This is a genomic window from Pseudomonas fluvialis (assembly GCF_014207935.1).
Taxonomy (GTDB): Bacteria; Pseudomonadota; Gammaproteobacteria; order Pseudomonadales; family Pseudomonadaceae; genus Aquipseudomonas; species Aquipseudomonas fluvialis_A.
The window spans coordinates 1-18161 of the sequence record NZ_JACHLL010000004.1 but is presented as its reverse complement, the minus strand read 5'-3'; the positions used below and the strand labels follow the sequence as shown (position 1 = coordinate 18161).

The following is an 18161-nucleotide window of genomic DNA, read 5'->3' as shown; positions in this document are numbered from 1 at the left end:
TCAGCTCCCCATCCCTGGCAGCGAAAGGAACCCGGTGAGCACCAGGGCATTGAGCAGGTCGATGAGGAAGGCGCCGACCAGCGGCACCACCACAAAGGCCTGGGGCGAGGGGCCATAGCGCTGGGTGATGGCCTGCATGTTGGCGATCGCCGTGGCGGTGGCGCCCATGGCGAAGCCGCAGAAGGCGGCGGACATCACCGCGCTTTCATAGTCGCGGCCGGTCCAGCGATAGGTCACCAGGGCGCCGTAGATCAGCACCAGCAGCAACTGGCCGAGCAGGATCAGCATGAGCGGGCCGGCCAGGCTGAACACGCTGGCCAGGCTCAGGGCCATCATGGTAATGGCGAGGAACAGTGACAGGTTGACCGAGGACACCAGCTCGATGGCATCGTCGTTCAGTCGCAGACCGACAAAGTGGCCGAGGTTGCGGATCAGCACGCCATACAGCAGGCACCATAGGAAGCTGGGCAGGGTGATGGTGCCTTCGCCGATCCATTCGGCGGTGGCCTGGCCGGCCAGTACGGCCAGCAGGGTGGCGGCCAGTACCGGGACGAAGTTGCCGGCGCGTACCGAGTCGGCATCGCCGTCGCTGCTGTGGCTGATCTCCGCGGCCTTGCCATCGGCGCCAGCGAGCTGGTGGCGCTTGATCAGCCACTGCGCCAGCGGTCCGCCGGCAATGCCGCCAAGCACCAGCCCGAGGGTGGCCGCGGTCATCGCCAGTTCCATGATCGACTGGATGTTGTGCACTTCGGCAAAACGCTCGGCATAGGCCGCGCCGGTGCCGTGACCGCCGACCAGGGTGATGCTGCCGCCGACCAGTCCCATCAGCGGGTGCAGGTCCAGCCCCCAGGCCAGCAGCACGCCGAGCGTGTTCTGCAGAAAGAGGAAGGGGATCAGCACCAGTACGAACAGCAGCAGGCGCTTGCCGCCCTGGCGCAGCAGGCCGAGGTTGGCCGACAGGCCGACGGCGGCAAAGAAAGTCAGCAGCAGTACCGGCTTGAGGGTTACGTCGAAGCTGATCTGCCAGCCCAGGCTGGCGCCCAGTACGGCCATCACGCAGGCGAACAGCAGGCCGCCGGTGATCGGCTCGGGGATGTTGTAGCGCGCCAGGAGCGGCACCAGACGGTTGACGCCGCGTCCCAGGAGCAGGACCAGCAGGGCGGCGAGCAGGGTTTCCACGGGTTGTAGGGTCACGCTTCACTCCTTGAATGGGGCGGCTGATGCACGCCGGCCGTGTGCAAAAGTTTAGTCAAAGCCTTCCAGGACGATCTTGCCGCGTGCCTGACCGTTTTCCAGCAAGGCGTGTGCGCGGCGCAGGTTGGCGGCGTTGATGACGCCGAAGTGTTCACCCAGGGTCGTGCGCAGGGTGCCGGCATCCACCAGCTGGCTGACCCGCTCGAGAATGTGGTGCTGTTCGAGCATGTCCGGCGTCTCGAACAGAGAGCGGGTGTACATGAACTCCCAGTGCAGCGACAGGCTCTTGCGCTTGAGCCTGACCACATCCAGCTGCGCCGGGTCGTCTATCAGGGCCAGTTGGCCTTGGGGCGCAAGCGCTTCGATGATCTGCTCGTAGTGCTGGTCGGTGTGGGTCAGGCTGGCGACCCGTTCGACCTGGGCAATGCCCAGCCGCTGCAGCTCGGCGTGCAGTGGCTGGCGGTGGTCGATGACTTCGTGGGCACCCAGTTCACGAACCCACTGCTGGGTTTCCGCCCGCGAGGCTGTGCCGATTACGGTCAGTCCGGTGAGCTGGCGGGCGAGCTGGGTGAGGATCGAGCCGACACCGCCGGCCGCGCCAACGATCAGCAAATGGCCCTTGGCCGAAGCCCTCTGCGGGACCTTCAGTCGATCGAACAGCAGCTCCCAGGCGGTCAACGCCGTCAGCGGCAGCGCGGCGGCCTCGGCGAAACTCAGGGAGCGGGGCTTGTGGCCGACCAAGCGCTCATCGACCAGATGCCGCTCGCTGTTGCCGCCCGGGCGCTGCAGGGCGCCTGCGTAGAAGACTTCGTCGCCGACTTTGAACAGGCTGACGGCGCTGCCGACCGCGCGCACCACGCCGGCCACGTCCCAGCCCAGCACCTTGGTCTGACCGGCCTCCGGGGCGACATTGCGGCGAATCTTGGTGTCCACCGGATTGACGGCGATGGCACGCACCTCCACCAGTAGGTCATGAGGGCCGGGTGTCGGCTCGCAGAGCTGAACATCCTGTAGGGACAACGGGTCGCTGATCGGCAGGCTGTGGGTGTAGGCAACGGCTTTCATGGCAGGGTCCAAGGCTGGCGGCGGGAGAGAGCCAGCATCCCCGATTGCGGCAGTGCCCGGCAAGCCTGCTAGTCGTGGCGTTGCAGCAGGCTGCGGCCGCGGCTGATATCGCTGAGCAGACGCTGCAGGGCGTCCAGCTGCGCAGGCGCGACGGCCAGCTCCAGGCGGGCACCCTGGGCGTCGTAGGCTTCATTCAGGAGCAGGGTGGCGCAGCTGTCCAGGCGTGCCTTGAACAGCGCCAGTTCGCTGAAGTTGAGCTGGCAGCTGACGTTCAGGCGCGGGACATGGGCAATGCGCTCGGCCTGTTGCAGGCACTGGTTGGCACAGCCACCGTAAGCCCGCGCCAGGCCGCCGGTGCCCAGTTGGATGCCGCCGTACCAGCGGGTGACTACGACAATCAACTGGTCCATCTCCTGCGCTTCAATGGCGCCGAGAATCGGCCGGCCAGCCGTGCCGCCGGGCTCGCCATCGTCGCTGAAGCGGTACTGCGTACCGAACTTCCAGGCCCAGCAGTTGTGCGAGGCACCGGCATCGCGCAGCTCGGCCAGCAGCTGGCTGGCCTGGCTGGCGTCGTTCAGGGGGTGGGCCTGAGCGAGGAAGCGGCTCTTGCGGACCTCCTCGCTGAACTGGGCGGGGCCGCCCAGCAGGGAACTCATGCCGCCGGCGGGGTCAGGCCAAGGCCCTTGAGGATGATGTGCACCAGTACGTCGCCGGCCTGATCGAAGTCGGCCTTGAGCAGGCGCGAGCGTTCGGTCAGGTTGCACACCTGCCAGGCGAAGTCGGCGTAGTGCTGGGTGCTGCCCCAGAGCAGGAAGATCAGGTGCGCCGGATCGATAGGGTCGATCTTGCCGGCGTCCATCCAGGCCTGGAACACCGCAGCGCGGCCGCGGAACCAGTCGCGGTAGTCCTGGTTGAAGTGGCTGGTCAGGCAGTCGCCACCGCGGATGACTTCCATGGCGAAGATCCTTGAGGCCAGCGGGTTCTTGCGCGAGAACTCCAGCTTGCTGCGGATGTAGGCGGCCAGTGCGGTGGCCGGATCGTCGTCCACGCTCAGGTGATTGAAGGTGTCTTCCCACAGATCGAGGATGTTATCCAGCACCGCCACGTACAGGCCCTGCTTGTTACCGAAGTAGTAGTGCAGGTTGGCTTTGGGCAGCCCCACGCGCTGGGCGATGGTGTTCATGCTGGTGCCCTTGAACCCGTGCAGGGCGAATTCTTCCTCGGCCGCGGCGAGGATGGCGACGACGTTCTTCTGGCGGACGCGGCCGGCGGGCTTGGCCTGTTGTTCGGGTGCGGGAGCGAGCTTTTTCATAGGCCTCGGCGGGGTGTGACGGGCAATGCGTGAATGCGTGTGCACTGATACCCGAATGAGCCGCGCGATACAACCCTGAAAGACACTGACAGCGTGCCGGTTCACAGGCGACTGGCAGAAAAAAGACCGGCCATTGCTGGCCGGGGCTTGCGCAAGGTGGGCTAGGGAGGCCGGCCCACAGGGAAGTCTGCCTGGCGCGTCGCTCAATGGCGCGCCAGGCGAGCTGCGACAATCAGGCGCGGGCCACCTGCGCAGTGCCGGGCTGGCGGCGCACATTGGCCTGCTGCAGGGCGCGAATGCCGCTTCTGGCGTTGGCCTGGATGGCCAGCAGGCGCTCCTCGTCGGTGGCATAGCGCTGGTCCCAGTCCAGTACCTTGGGGGTCATCAGCTTGTGCCACAGCGGCGGAATAAGCGCCACGATGATGGTGGTCAGGTAGCCGCCGACCATCATCGGCGCATCCGGGAATGGCTTGAGGTCTTGGTAGGGCACTTCGCCCTGGGCATGGTGGTGCGAGTGGCGGGTCAGGTTGAACATGGTCCAGGAGCTGATGCGCTTGTTGGTATTCCACGAGTGACGCGGCTGCACCGGGGTGGCCGGGTTGCGCACCATGCCGTAGTGCTCCATGTAGTTGACGATCTCCAGCAGGGCCTTGCCCCACAGCGCGCAGGCGGTGAAGAACAGCGCGGTCTGCCAGCCGCCGATGACATAGGCGGCCACCACCAGCAGCACGCTCATCAGATGGCCGCGCAGCACCGCATTGTGCCAGCCGAATAGGCTATGGCCTTTGCGCTTGAGGCGCTTCTGCTCGATTTTCCAGGCGCTGACGTTGCCCTTGAGGGTTGAGGCCAGGATGTGAAAGTAGACATTGCGGCCGCGCGGCGCTGTGGCCGGATCTTCCGTGGTCGATACGTAGCGGTGGTGACCGTAGACATGCTCGATGGCAAAGATGGTGTCGAAGCTGAAGGCCAGCAGCCAGCGTCCGACCAGCATGGAGATCGGGTCCCAGGTGCGGTGGGTCAGCTCGTGGGCCGGGATGGTGCCGACCATGCCGATCATCAGGCCGGTGATCAGCACGGTGGAAACGTAATGCCCGGCGAAGGTGGCATCGCGCGCGGCGACCAGGTCATAGCCGGTCAGTTGAGTCAGTGCCGCACCAAAGCCGAGGAAGTCGCCGTTGCTGAAACTCCACAGCGCGGAGAAAACGATGAACGCCAGCAGTGGCAGAGCCAGCCACAGCTGAACGGTGAGGATGCCGGGATGCTTGAACTGCGGTGTGCTGGTGTCGTCGCCGCAGATGGCGTCACCAACCAGATAGATCACCAGCACCGCGATCAGACCGAAGGTGATCCAGGCGCCGCCGGCGAGAATGGCGACCGCTGCGATCAGGCCGACACCGTGGAAGAGGAAATACTTCAAATAGTGCAGAAGGCTCATGGTGGTCTCTCTTGTTATGGGCAGGTGGAAGCGGGTTGATGGGGGCTCAGGCCGACGCAGCGAGGGCGTCCTGCCGGGTGGTGAAGCGGTCGGCGTGGATGTGTTCGCGTGGCACGCCGTGGTCGCGCAGAAGGGCTGCCGCGCTGTCGATCATGGCGGGCGGGCCGCACAGGTAGGCGTGTGCACCGGGTTCGATCAGCGCGGGAAGCTGGCTGGTGACCAGGCCGCGCGCGCCGCTCCAGGTGGCATCGGCGCTGGCGTTGGAGAGCACCGGCACGAAGCGGAACGGTGCGCGCCACTGCGCGGCGATCGCACTGATGCTGTCCAGGGCATACAGGTCGCGCTCCTCGCGGGCGCCGAACAACAGGCTGACCGGGCGCTGTATTCCATGGGCGAGGGCGTCCTCAAGCAGGGCGATGATCGGTGCCAGACCGCTGCCGCCGGCAATCAGCAGCAGTGGCGCATCAGCTGGGCGCAGGTAGAAATCGCCCAGCGGCCCCTGTACCTGAATGCCCTGGCCGAGCAGATCGCGCTGTTGCACGAACGAGGAGAACAGGCCGCCGGGCACGTGGCGGATGAAGAAACTGACCTTGGCGTCGGCCTGTACGGCGCTGGCAAAGGAGTAGCTGCGCTGGATATCGGGCAGCGCATCCAGGCACAGCTCGGCGAACTGCCCGGCCTTGTACGGCAGGCTCTGTTCCAGTTGCACGACCAGACGGGTGATGTCGTGGGTGAGTTTTTCCTGGCCGACGATGCGCCCTTTCACCGTGCGGCGCGCTTGCTGCTGGCTGAGGTCGACGCTGACGCGGATATCACTTTTCGGCACGCTCTGGCAGGCGAGGATGTAACCCTGGTCGAGTTCCTCGTCGGTGAGCAGGTAGCCGGTTTCGGTCAGTTCCCTGACCTGACCGGCGACCAGCTGGCATTTGCAGGCGGCACAACCGCCCACTCGGCAGCTGTGAGGGAAGTCGATGCCAGCGCGCAGGGCCGCCTGCAACAGGGTTTCCTTGGGTTCGACGGGGATCGCCTGACCATTGATGGTGGCCGTGGTCGGGCCCTTCTTGGCAAATAGTGAAAACATGCGTCCTCCGGTTGTACTTGTTCGCGGGAGAGGCTTGGGACGGTGACAGGCTAAGTCCCGGACGCCCGGCGCTGGAGGTTCGCGATTGACATTCTATGGGTCATTTATTGACAATTTTGCCGAAGCTGACTTCCCCTCCCGAGGCCCGTGCCGTGCAGGACTTCACCCTTCCCGTGCAATACCTGCGGCAGGTTGCCGAGCAACTGACCGCCATGGACGCCGATGTTCCGGCCTGGCTGGCACGCAGCCGGTTGAGCGAGGCGCAGCTCAACGACGCGGGTTTTCAGCCGGACTTCGGCAGCTTCTGCCAGCTGATTCAGGATGCGCTGGACAGCACCGGCGAAGGTGCTTTCGGCCTGCTGGTGGGCGAGCGTCTGGTGGTCAATACCCACGGCATCCTCGGCTATGCCGCGATGCAGAGCGGCTCGGTGCGCCAGGCCCTGCAGCTGGTGGAACGCTACCTGGGCCTGCGCACCAGCCTGGTGTCCGTCAGCCTGCGTCAGGATGAAACATCGGCGCACATCCTCTTCACCCCCAGCTATGCGCTGGGCGATATTCAGCGACCGGTGCTGGAAGCCATCGTGCTGGCGATCAAGAACGTGTTCGATGCCATCACTCTGGGCAGTTATGCGCTCACCCGGGTCAGCTTCCCGTTTGCCCGCCCGGCCTATGCCGAGCTGGCTGAGGAGATGTTCCGCTGCGAGGTGGCTTACGACGCGGAGTGGGCCGGCTTTACCCTGCCGCTTGCGCTGCTTGATCTTCCGCTGAAAATGGCCGACCCCACTTCGTTCCGCGAGGCCGAACTGATCTGCCAGCGCGAGCTGGACAAGCTGCAGCAGGCTGTGTCGATGAGTGCGCGGGTGCGGCGGGTGATGCTGGAGAAGCAGAACGGCTTTCCCAGTCTGAACGTCACTGCGCGCCTGTTCCACCTGACGCCGCGCACCCTGCACCGGCGTCTGCTGGAGGAGGGCACCTCGTTCAAGGCGATTCTCGAAGAAGTGCGCCACACCCTGGCGGTCGCCCATCTGCAGGCCGGGCACCTGAGCATCGAGGAGATCGCCTACACCCTCGGCTATACCGATATCGCCAACTTCCGCCGGGCGTTCAAACGCTGGGAGGGCATGCCGCCGGCACAGTTCCGCGAGCACCACGGCCGCCGCTGAGCCCTTTGGCCATCACCATTGCAGGGTGGCGGTGACCTGATTGCCAGTGCCAGAAAATTGCAGGTCGGCGCATAGCTGACGCAGCAGATACAGACTCCGGCCGTGAAACTGCTCGTTGTCCAGATTGGCCTGTTAGGCCTCGAAGTCGAATCCTGCTCCGCTGTAGGTGACGCTTGCCGATAGCGGCTGCTTGCCCTACGTGCAGACCTGCTGGATCTCCACGTTCAAATCACCCAGCGCGAGTATTTGAAGAACCACATGACTCACCTGCAGGCAGCGCTCGAAACCATCCGACATGCGCTTGATGCTCGAGTCAAACTGTAGCAGGCCTGGCTCCGCTTCACGCCCAGATAAGTACTGTCGCCAGATATATAGAACAGGTCTATGGCGTAACCGAGAACTTGTCATGCCTTGAGAATGGTCCACCGGGCGGAATACCTACTCCGTTGCGTGGGGGGATTCAAGTGCGAGCCAATACCAGCAGCTCGGCGAAGCACCTGATGGTGAGGTCGATTTAAAGCGTGGGTATTTCGGAAGTGTGGAGTTGGTGAATCCGAAAATCTTTCAGTGAGATTGAAAGTATCTGCACCTGTCTTTTGGGGCAGTTGACGCTGTGGATTGAGTTCTAGATAACGGGGCGTGCCATCAGCAGTTGTCTTGAATCTGCGAATGGCCCCTTACTTGATTGCTGCTGTAGGCAAAATACCTCGCCTACGCTGTTGCCACCTTTCTTCACGGCAGGATCTCGGACATGGATCGTTCCTCTCGCGGGCTCAGTCTCGCTCTCACGTTGCTTGCCAGCGCTGTTTACCACCAATCCAGCCTTGCAGCGGTAAACTGCACGACGGGCAGCGGTGTTAGCTACTTTGGCGTTGAGTCGTATGCCAGTTCTTTAACGCCAAATGGCAGTGGGCAGTATTTCTACTTGATTGCCGGGCTGCAGTGTTCTGGTGGCAAGGTGATCAAATGGAATGAAGGCAGTGGTTGGTATTACCCAGAGGACATGCTGGCCTATCTGAGAAACGCCAATGCCAATATGAAGCGTGTTTTCCCAAATACCTGCAAAACGCATGCGGTGCTCTATCACGACAACTTCACCGGGTCGGTGGACGGCGTTGTTGCGACGCAATATGCCGTTGGCAAACAGACCCATTACGACAAATTTGCCGGCCCGGTTTTCTATGACCGACCAACCAATCGGCTGACGTGCCCAGAAACTTCAGGTCTGGGCAATCCTGATCAGCCGGGGGTGTGTCCTGCCCAGTCTGCCGCCTCTGCGCTGAAAAGCGAAGGTGCACCTGGTATGGGCGCCGCGGATCCGGTCAACGTCTCAAACGGCAACAGCTATCAGGTTGAGGTGGATTACCCTGGTCAGGCTGGTACGCAGATGCACTTTGCTCGCTACTACAACAGCATGACGGCCAACTGGACGCACACCTACTCGGCAAAGCTCAGGATCTCCACGACACAGATCATGCTGGTCAATACGGATGGTCGTGAGAGCCTTTTCACTGTCGCCAATGGCATTGCGACGCCTTCTCCCAGAGAGCTTGGGCACCTGGAACAGGTCGGCTCCGGTTGGCGCTATGACAACAGTTACAACGAGCATCTGTATTTTGATGCAACAGGGCAGCTGACTCGCATCGATCGCGCCAACGGCACTTATGAGGTGCTGACCTACGCGACCAACAGCATTGTGGTTACCGATTCTCTTGGTCGCACAATGACGCTCACTTTCAACACCGCCAAGCGCCTGACGAATCTGGCTGCAGGCACACTGCAGGTCGTTTACACCTATAGCACGGCAGGGCGACTGACCAAGGCCACACGTACTCAGGGTGGTCAGAGCAAGGCACGTACTTATCACTACGAGAGCACAACCGAGGGTGGCTGGCTGACTGGTATTACGGATGAGCGCAACGTTCGTTACGTGACCTGGGCCTATGACACCAAAGGTCGAGTCATCCGTAACGAGCTGAACGGCGTGCAGAACAAGTACCTGTTCACCTATAACGCCAACGGTTCGACCACTGTCACTAATCCGCTGGGCAAGCAGGCCACCTATACCTTCCAGGCTGTCGCGGGTGCCAAGCGTATTACTGCTCTGGCAGGAGCTGTTTCCGCGAACTGTCCGGCGAGCAACTCGACCTTCACCTATAACGCCAAAGGGCTGATCGCTACGCGCACGGATAACAAGGGTTACGTCACCACCTACAGCTACGACAGCCGAGGCTTGGAGACTTCGCGGACAGAGGCATCTGGCACTCCGCAGGCGCGCACGATTACGACTGAGTGGCATCCCGCGTTGTACAAGCCGGTGACCATCACCGAGCCGAATCGTGTGATGAATTTCGAGTATGACACTCAAGGGAATCTGCTCAGCCAGACCATTACCGCGCTTTGATCAGAAGGAACTGACAGATGAACATCATGCATCGCGCAAGCCTGCTCAGCCTGGCACTGGCAGCGGCTTTTGGGCTGCCGGAGGCTCAGGCCACCGAGCGCAACTGGAGTTACACCTACAACAGCCAGGGCCTGATCGAGACGGCCAACGGGCCGCGTACTGACGTCAACGACGTCATTACCTACGCCTACGATGCCCAGGGCCGCCTGATCCTGGTCACCAACGCCCTCGGCCACATCACCCAGCTATCGAACTTCGATGCCTACGGCAATCCGCAGGCCGTGGTTGATGCCAACAATATCACCAGCACCCTGACGTATACCCCGCAGGGCTGGTTGGCTTCCGTGACAACGGCCGGCAGTACCACCAGCTTTGAGTACGATGCCATTGGCCAAATCACTAAAGTTATCCGTGGCGACGGCAGTTGGCTGCAGTACACGTGGAGTGGGGCGCGGCGGCTGACCACTATCACCAACAATCTGGGTGAGAAGGTCGAGTACGACTACGACCTCATGGGCAACCGCACCGCCCAGCGCCTGAAGGATGCCTCCAGCAGTCTGGCTCAGCAGCAGACCTGGGTGTATGACGAGCTGGGTCGCTTACTCAAATCGGTAGGAGCGCAGAGCCAGACCCAGCAGTATGGCTACGACCTTAACGATAACCCCACACTGAGCCGTACACCCAAGCAGCACAGCACTACCAAGAGCTACGACGCACTCAATCGCCTGGTATCCAGCACTGACCCGCGTAATGGTGTCACTGCTCTGGCTTATGACGGTCAGGACAACCTGACCCAGGTCACCGACCCGCGTGGAGTGGTCACTCAGTACCAGTACGATGGCCTGGGCAACCTGACCCAGCTCATCAGCAAGGACAGCGGCACCACCACATTCGGTCACGATGCAGCCGGTAATGTCATCCGCAAGACCGATGCCCGTGGCCTGGTGACCAGCTTCACCTACGACGCCCTGAATCGTCTGACCGGCAAGCAATACCCTGCCAATCCGAGCCTGAACATTCAGTACCACTACGACATGACCGGCGACGGCAATGTCGGCATCGGTCGCCTGACTGCGGTGCAAGATGCAAGTGGGGTATTGGGTTACCGCTACGATGCACACGGCAATCTGATCGAACAGATCCGTTCGGTGAGCGTGGCCGGCAGTGATGTTTACGACAGCCTCAACTATGCCTATGACAACGCCAACCAACTGACCCGTGTTGGCTACCCTGGTGGCGTTGCTGTGCAGTACAACCGCAACAGTGCAGGGCAGGTCGCGTCTGTTGAGCTGGTGCAGAATGGGCAAAGCCCTGCTGTGTTCGCTAGTAGCCTCAGCTACCTGCCGTTCGGCCCACTTAAGAGCTTGACCTGGGCCAATGGCCTGAGTCTGTCGCGCAGCTACGACCAGGATTACCGCCTGACCCAGCAAAGTGTCGGCCCCTGGCAGGCTCTCTATGGCTATGACGCCAACAGCAACATTGAAACACTGCGGAGCGGCCTGTTCGGTAATCTCCAGTATCAGTACGACGAGTTGGACCGCTTGACTCAAGAAGAGCAAGCCACTGTGCGCCAGCAATACGGCTACGATGCCGTAGGCAACCGGACCAGCAAGACCGTCACTACCCTGAGTAACGGCGGAGCTCAAGGCAGTACTACTCAGACCCTCAGCTACGCCAGTGATAGCAACCGCCTGACCCAGATCGATGACCACGCAGTGACGAGCGATGCGGCTGGTAACCTGACTCAGGACCGCGCCAACCGCGAGTTGGAATACGACGCCCAGGGTCGCCTGAGCAAGGTCAAAATCAGTGACAGCGTGGTCGCTGAGTTCCGCTACAACGCACTAGGCCAGCGCACCCACAAGATAGCCAACGGGCAGACCACCACGTTCCTCTACGGTCCTGACGGGCAACTGCTGGGCGAGACCTATTACGACAATGCTGGCAACAAACTCAGCAGCCAGTTCTACCTATGGTTGGACAGCATGCCGATTGGCGGTCTGGCTCAGAGCTTCGCTGCCAATGGCAGTGTCACCAGCAGTACAGCCTTCTACCTACATGCCGACCACCTGAATACGCCACGTCTGGCTACCAACCAAGCCGGCCAAGAGGTTTGGCGCTGGAAGTCGGACGCTTTTGGTAACGGCGATGCGGTACTGGTCGCTGGTGGAGATGTGCAGGCCATCAACCTGCGTTTCCCTGGACAGTACTTCGATGCAGAGAGCGGGCTGAACTACAACTACTTCCGCGATTACGACCCGCAGACTGGGCGCTACGTCGGAAGTGATCCGATTGGGCTTAAGGGCGGGCTCAATACCTTTGGGTATGTAAAAGGTAACCCCATTAGCTTTGTAGATATGTATGGCTTAGAAACGTGCGTAATTGTTACGAGAGGTGCGTCCGGGGTTGCGGATCATGCTGCATTGTATGGATCTAGCGGAGAATCTGGCCCGTGGATATATGACCCAGCGGGTGGGTACGCCACAGATCATCGTGCCGGCTCAGGAGAGTTACTTACTGGTAATGATGCGTCTAAAGACGCATACAGAAAGTACCACGAGAAAAATGGAGACAAAGTTGAGGAGTCGTGCAAGCAAACGACTGCCGCTGAAGAAAAAGAATTTGAAGAAATAGCTTTAGATCGTGGCGGCGCCCCTATAGGCGGGACTTGCGCAGTAATGGTTTCAGGCGTTATCGGTGGGTCTCAAGCATTTCCACATGTTGCAGCAGGAACTTGGCTTCCGGGGAATTTGATTGATGATGCAAATAAAAAATAAACGATTACACATCACCCCTTGGGAGGGTGTTCTCTATATTTGCCTTTCTGTGGTTTCTTTCTATTGGGCGGAAGAGATAATTGTGCGGTATGATTTCTGGTATTACTTCGTTGCCAGTCAAATTCTCTGCTTGATGGCGCACTGTACTTTTGGAGAAAGAGAGGGGTGGATTTTTCTTTTAGCAAGGTTTTCTGTAATCCTCATTGCAAGCGTGGCTTCTAATTTTATGTTGGAGTCTATTTTTGTTTCAGGATTCTGGGAAACGCAGCTCCGCTGGCTAGAAGAGAACTTGGTTTTGTATGGAAAGGGGCTTCTTTTCTCTGGTCTAATTTTTGGTGGCTGGCTACCCGCGACTGGTCTGGCAATCACCAAGATGCTTAAGGCGCTAATTACAGGGCAGGTCTATCCCACAGCTAATTAGTGTCTACATCCGGAGATGCCCTCAAGGCCCAGCAATCTGCTAGGCCAATTTTTCGCCATGGAGCCTTGTAGGGTGGAGCATTTGATCCACGGGAAACGGAGCGCTATGGCTTACCTCCCAGCCGTAGCGCGCCATCCCAAACTTCCAGCCCTCTCAGGTCTTCATTCCTGACTGGCGAAAACCTTTCCTGCAGAGTGTTCTGCATCGAGGAATCCGACCACTCCTGAAAGCCCCTTCCAGCTGCACCAATTTCCCCAGCAGGGTGTGCAGGCCTTTTCGGTTCAAGGTGTCAGGTTAGGCCAGCAGGGTGTTCAAGTTGATGCAGCGCCTACAGTTGTATGGGCGTCGGATCACGCCCAAGCTCACCGCACACTCGGCCTATCATGTGCACTGGCACCTCGACCACAAAGGCTTCTTCAATCAGAAGGCACTGTTCGAATTCTCCGAGTTGATTCTCTGCAAAAGCCCCGTGGAAGCGCTGACCTGGTGGTGTCAGGGATATACCAACGTCGCGGCCATCATGGGTTTTTCAGGCTTTAGCGAAGAGCACCTGAGCATCCTGCGTAGCAGCCTGGTCAGGCTGATCTACTTCGCCTTCGGTACTTCCCGGCCTGAGCTGGATGAGGTGTATCGGATTGCCCACCTGCTTGCTGACAGTAGCATCGAGGTGCGCTTGGTCTTGTTTCCTCAGGGCTTGGATGGGAACCGTTTTGCCTCGACGGTTAGCGATCCTGATAAGGCTCTCTCGCGGGTGCTCAAGGATGCGTTGATGTTGCCTGAGCGCACGGGAGGTAATCATGACTGCTGAGACTTATCCGACCAGCCTGTCAGCATGCGTGCCTTTCTACATCGAGGATTGCCTTGCGCGGGGATAAAGTGATGCGACAGCCAACACCAAGGCAGCGTTGCTGCAGATGTTCTTGCATTGGAGTGAGCAGCAAGGCATCAGCGAGGTGACGCAGGTCGATCTGGCTCTTCTGGAGTGCTACCGAAAATACCTGCACCGGTACCGCAAGCATCTGGATCATTCTCCGTTAGAGCTCTCGACGCAGCGCATGCGACTGATGGCAGTGACCGGCCTGCTCAAGCGGCTACATGCCTATGGCATTGTGCTGTCGGACGACTACACCAAATTCCCGTTGCCCAAGGTTCATCGCCGGATACCCAAGCAGATTCCTGACGAAGACGAGATAGACCCGATCTTGCATCAGACGCTTATGAAAGGTCGTATGGGATTGCGGGATCGCGCCATCCTGGAGGTTTGCTACGCCACAGGAATGCGCCGCGCCGAGCTGGCCGGGCTGGATTTCCGGGACGTGGATTTCAAACACCAGATGGTCACTGTGCGCAAAGGGAAAGGTGGCGATGATCGACGGGTTCCCATTGCGCCGCGAGCACTCGACTGGGTTGAGAAGTATCTGAACGAACTCCGTGGCCGTTTGGCAACGGTGGCCAGCGGCGAGGCTCTCTTCCTCAGCGAGACGGGGAAGCGCATCCAGAAGAGTAAATTGACCACGATGGTTGGCGGCTATATTCAGCGCTCCGGCATTGGCAAAGGTGGCTCCTGCCACGCGCTCCGCCACGCGACGGCAACGCACATGATGCGCCATGGTGCTGACATTCGTTATGTGCAGGAGATGCTGGGTCATCAGTGCATCGAGAGCACCCAGATCTACACCCATGTGACGGTCACGAATCTGCAGGGCGTGTACATCAGGACACACCCGGCAGCGCAAGTCCCTGGCCGCTTGAGGTGATTCAGAAGGGTGTGCTGGTCGGGCAGAAAAACTACCCCCTTGGTGCGCAGTGCGTGACGAGTCCCGCCCGAGGCGTGGGGGTTATTCTTGATGGCAAGGCCAATGGCGACGGGGTGTAGTCAGCCTTGTTGAGGCAGTGCCGGCGGGCTGACTCATCTCCTTCGCCAACTCGATCATTCTCATAGCTCGGGCAATTAACTATAAGTTTTTCTCAGAAAGCCGTATAAATTATAATTTTCTCGCGCTTCCTATAGGAAATTCGCCATGCGGCAACCCATTGAGCGAGCCGGATACAGCTGGCTGATCAACGCCCTCGATCTTCGCTGCGTGCCGCTTGGCCATGAGTGTGTCATAGGCTCGCGCCCAGCGCTCTCTCAGTCCGCTGGTGGCGTGAAAGTAGAGGTCTTCACCAAGGGGTACGCCAGAGAGCATCGCCCCATCGACCAGATGCTGTTTGCGCTCTCGTACGAAGGGGTAAATCTGGGTGTCCTGGAGCGCGCTTTCCAGATTTCCTCTGTCCGGGATGACCTGGCGGCGGCAATCGCTGAGAAGCCAGCCAGCGGCTATCTGCGCCGACTCTGGTACATCTGCGAGAGCATTGCAGGCCACCAGTTGCCTCTGCCCGATGCAGCCCAGAACATTCCCTATGAGCACCTGCTTGCGCCGGAGAAGTATTTCACCGGCCCAGAGGAGTTGTCGCGCAGACATCGCGTGCGGATGAATCTCCTGGGAACGCCTAAGCTTTCAGCGCTTATTAGCCGCCAGGGCTGGGCCGACGACAGTCTTTTGAATGCGCAAATAGTCGAGCGCATGCATGACCAAATGGTCGATTTCTCAGTCACCGAGATTGCTAGAGCGGCGCAATACCTGCTGACGACCGAGACCCGCAGCTCCTACGAGATCGAGCACGAGCGCCCAGCTCCCGATCGAATTTTGCGTTTTGTACGAGTTCTGGAACAGGCGGGCCAGCGCCCACTAGACGAAGAATTTTTGTTCGAGATTCATCGGATAGCCCTCGGTACGGGGCGTCCCGATCCGTCCATTGGAGCATACAGGTATCTGCAGAACTGGCTCGGCCGCGGCGATCTGATCCATCTGATCCCGCCGGCACCGGAAACAGTGCCTGAGATGATGGAGAAATGGTTTGTCATGCGTGAACGCGTCATGCGCAGTGATGCCCCAGCGCTAGTGAAGCTAAACGCGATCGCGCATAGCTTTATCTACATCCATCCTTTCATGGACGGAAACGGCAGGTTGTCCCGCTTCATCATGCAGGACATTCTGGCCAACGAAGGTCTCAAACTGCAGGGCATCATCCTGCCTATCTCTGCTGGCCTTCTGGTCAATCTGGAGAGTTACATCGGCACTCTCGACGCACTGTCACGGCGGCTACTTAGCGCTACGCAGTACCACCGGAGGGACTTGGCCAGCGACCCGGAACTGGATGAGGCGCATGCCCATCTGTTCGCCCACCTGGACTTCACTGATCTGCAGGGCGAGGTCAATAAAAGCGCTGCACGAGTTCTGGATGGGCTTATGCGCGATGAGGTCAATCATCTCGTCCGCCGTGATAGATTCAAAGAGCAAATGAATCGCGAGTTGGATCTGTCAAACCGAGATCTTGAGCTGCTTATTGCAGTGATTTACGAGAACAGCGGGCGTGTTTCCAAGCGTAAGCGGACGAGCTTATTCCAGCACCTGACGGATGAAGATATTGCGCTAGCAGAGAGCATCTATGCCGATCTGCATGCGCCGGAAGAACCGGAATCGGAGGTGACGTTGGGTCGCCCGCAGTAGGCTTCTCTTGGGATTGAGTGGCTGATAGGTAGCCAAAAGGCCAGGGGTGGTACCGGAGATTAGTTTACAACTACTTCCGCGATTACGACCCGCAGACCGGGCGGTACGTCGAAAGTGATCCGATTGGCTTAGCCGGTGGACTGAATACCTACGGGTATGTGATGGGCAATCCTCTCTCATACCTTGATCTGCTAGGTTTGGCACCTGGTGATCTATTTGTATCCCCCGATGATGTCGCAGTTGATGCAGGCAACTACTCAAGGGCAAGGCAAGATCAAGCAATTGAGTACGGTGGCTGGGTATACAAGAAGGGGAACTGCTGGACGTATACCTTTCTTGCAGGCGAAGCGAGAAGGGTTCCAGGGGATGCTCTCCGTAAGACGCAGCCAACTAACGCAGACCTGATATGGCACACTCATCCCAGCGGAGGAAATCCGTATCATAAAGAGAACTTCTCAGATGGTGACTTCAATACAGCCGATGGGATTTCTGAAAGCGGGGCCGTTGGTAAAAAATATGGGGTTTACCTAAATACGCCCGGCGGGAACAATATGTTCTACGATGGAAGAACCAACGACCCATCGATGAAGCAAAGATATCTACCTTCCCACGGCAGCACCCCTAATAAATGCGGATGCCAACCATGAAGCTCTTACTGAAAGTATTTTTGGCTACTTCTTTAATTATTACCTATGAAGTGAGGGCTCAAGAATATTTGTCTCCTCACAGTTTAATGCTAGGAATGGCAGGGCAGTATTTCGAAAAGCTAAAAACTGTATTCAAGGATGCATACGCTAGTGATTCCACCGTGCAGGTCATGATCCGCAGTAGCTCACCGGAGAAGGTAATTTACATTAAAGATACTGCGCGCGGTCATATGTTGTTTTCCTCAACAGCATCGGTGCGGGTGTATGATGTGGATGTTAAGGAGAACTGGAAAGAAATTGAGCAGGCTCGTGGAATTAAAATCCAAGGAGTCGATGCGCTGCAGGCTTTAGGTGATGTACAGGATATAAGGCTGTCAACAAAAAGTCGCAACATCAGTCCAGAGCTGTACGCCAAGCTCAGGGAGCTATGGCAACAGGAACTGATGTCTGTAAGACGTAACGCAGGAGGCAAACCAAGTTTAACTCTTGATGGAGCAACTTACGACTACTCGCTGCGGCTCTCCCAGGTGGTGTTTATCAGTGGCACAGCAGCGGACGGAGCAAGTCAGCGGCTTGATAAACTAGCCTCGATTGCTTATGATCTTGAACTTTTAGTGGATGAAAAAAAGTCTGAAGGTGAGATTCTCAAGGAGATATCTGTCTTCAATCAGATGCCAGCCATATAGGCATGCATCTCTTAAATGCCATATAGCTAAACTCCAGATCGAGCACTAGACAGTTGAATAACTCATTAGCGCTCGATCTGTGCGCGTTTATCTGCAAGCTATATTCCCCACCGCTTGAGTGCCATCTGTAGCATTTTTGCCAGCAGCGTGTTCACACTTTTCCGGCACTGTGTGTCAGGTTGGGCCAGCAAGGTGTTCAAGTTGATGCAGTCCCAACAGTTGTAGGGGCCGGAAAATTTGATGTGCCCTGCTGGTCTAGGGTGATGCACGGTGCCGGAAAAATGTGAACGCCCCGCTGGTCGCTCTGCGTCAATCAAAGGTTGTAAACGGCCCAGGCTGTGTAAAAACGCTGGCATCGACCTTGCTGTGATTTGATGGATTCAAATCAGTGGGGAATGCCGATGAAGCGTTTTATCCAGGGA

The 18161-nt window shown here is 58.9% G+C and carries 14 protein-coding genes and 1 pseudogene; 9 read left to right on the top strand and 6 right to left on the bottom strand.

The window, feature by feature from the left end:
• The 6 genes from gltS to HNP49_RS11740 all read right to left on the bottom strand — a co-directional run bounded on the left by gltS (nt 1) and on the right by HNP49_RS11740 (nt 6087).
• Complete coding sequence (gene gltS, locus HNP49_RS11765; protein ID WP_184683478.1) at nt 1–1194, bottom strand: sodium/glutamate symporter; 1194 nt, start codon at nt 1192–1194, stop codon at nt 1–3.
• A gap of 51 nt (nt 1195–1245) precedes the next feature.
• Nucleotides 1246–2259 (bottom strand): zinc-binding alcohol dehydrogenase family protein, encoded by a 1014-nt coding sequence (locus tag HNP49_RS11760; protein ID WP_184683476.1) that lies wholly within the window; start codon nt 2257–2259, stop codon nt 1246–1248.
• 68 nt (nt 2260–2327) lie between these two features.
• Nucleotides 2328–2915, bottom strand: a complete 588-nt coding sequence (locus tag HNP49_RS11755) for a YigZ family protein (protein ID WP_184683474.1) — start codon at nt 2913–2915, stop codon at nt 2328–2330.
• Complete coding sequence (locus HNP49_RS11750) at nt 2912–3571, bottom strand: TetR/AcrR family transcriptional regulator (protein WP_184683472.1); 660 nt, start codon at nt 3569–3571, stop codon at nt 2912–2914. Before HNP49_RS11750 ends, HNP49_RS11755 begins: the two co-directional genes overlap by 4 nt.
• 232 nt (nt 3572–3803) lie before the next feature.
• Entirely contained in the window at nt 3804–5006 is a 1203-nt protein-coding gene (locus HNP49_RS11745; protein ID WP_184683471.1) for an alkane 1-monooxygenase, read from the bottom strand.
• A gap of 46 nt (nt 5007–5052) precedes the next feature.
• Nucleotides 5053–6087, bottom strand: a complete 1035-nt coding sequence (locus HNP49_RS11740) for a 2Fe-2S iron-sulfur cluster binding domain-containing protein (RefSeq protein WP_184683469.1) — start codon at nt 6085–6087, stop codon at nt 5053–5055.
• 107 nt (nt 6088–6194) lie between these two features.
• Between HNP49_RS11740 and HNP49_RS11735 the strand changes: the two genes are divergently transcribed.
• From HNP49_RS11735 to HNP49_RS11695, 9 genes and pseudogenes are all read left to right on the top strand, one after another.
• Entirely contained in the window at nt 6195–7250 is a 1056-nt protein-coding gene (locus tag HNP49_RS11735) for an AraC family transcriptional regulator (RefSeq protein WP_260407155.1), read from the top strand.
• A gap of 751 nt (nt 7251–8001) precedes the next feature.
• Complete coding sequence (locus HNP49_RS11730) at nt 8002–9654, top strand: DUF6531 domain-containing protein (protein ID WP_184683467.1); 1653 nt, start codon at nt 8002–8004, stop codon at nt 9652–9654.
• 17 nt (nt 9655–9671) lie between these two features.
• Nucleotides 9672–12431, top strand: a complete 2760-nt coding sequence (locus tag HNP49_RS11725; RefSeq protein ID WP_184683466.1) for an RHS repeat-associated core domain-containing protein — start codon at nt 9672–9674, stop codon at nt 12429–12431.
• Nucleotides 12412–12852, top strand: coding sequence for a hypothetical protein (locus HNP49_RS11720; RefSeq protein ID WP_184683464.1), 441 nt, complete (start codon nt 12412–12414; stop codon nt 12850–12852). The genes HNP49_RS11725 and HNP49_RS11720 overlap by 20 nt, the downstream gene beginning before the upstream one ends.
• A gap of 319 nt (nt 12853–13171) precedes the next feature.
• Nucleotides 13172–13660: a hypothetical protein gene (locus tag HNP49_RS11715; RefSeq protein ID WP_184683462.1), complete on the top strand. Its 489-nt coding sequence runs from the start codon at nt 13172–13174 to the stop codon at nt 13658–13660.
• Nucleotides 13661–13766: 106 nt separating this feature from the next.
• Nucleotides 13767–14609 carry a tyrosine-type recombinase/integrase gene (locus tag HNP49_RS11710; RefSeq protein WP_260407179.1) on the top strand — a complete coding sequence of 281 codons (843 nt, stop codon included), beginning with the start codon at nt 13767–13769 and terminating at the stop codon, nt 14607–14609.
• Nucleotides 14610–14873: 264 nt separating this feature from the next.
• The gene (locus HNP49_RS11705; RefSeq protein WP_184683458.1) at nt 14874–16406 is read left to right on the top strand and encodes a Fic family protein; all 1533 of its coding nucleotides are present in this window, start codon (nt 14874–14876) and stop codon (nt 16404–16406) included.
• A 59-nt stretch (nt 16407–16465) separates the two neighbouring features.
• A pseudogene (locus HNP49_RS11700) lies at nt 16466–17053 on the top strand (RHS repeat-associated core domain-containing protein); the annotation flags it as partial.
• Nucleotides 17050–17739: a hypothetical protein gene (locus HNP49_RS11695; RefSeq protein ID WP_184683456.1), complete on the top strand. Its 690-nt coding sequence runs from the start codon at nt 17050–17052 to the stop codon at nt 17737–17739. The pseudogene HNP49_RS11700 and the gene HNP49_RS11695, both read left to right, overlap by 4 nt.
• The last annotated feature ends 422 nt before the right edge of the window (nt 17740–18161 follow it).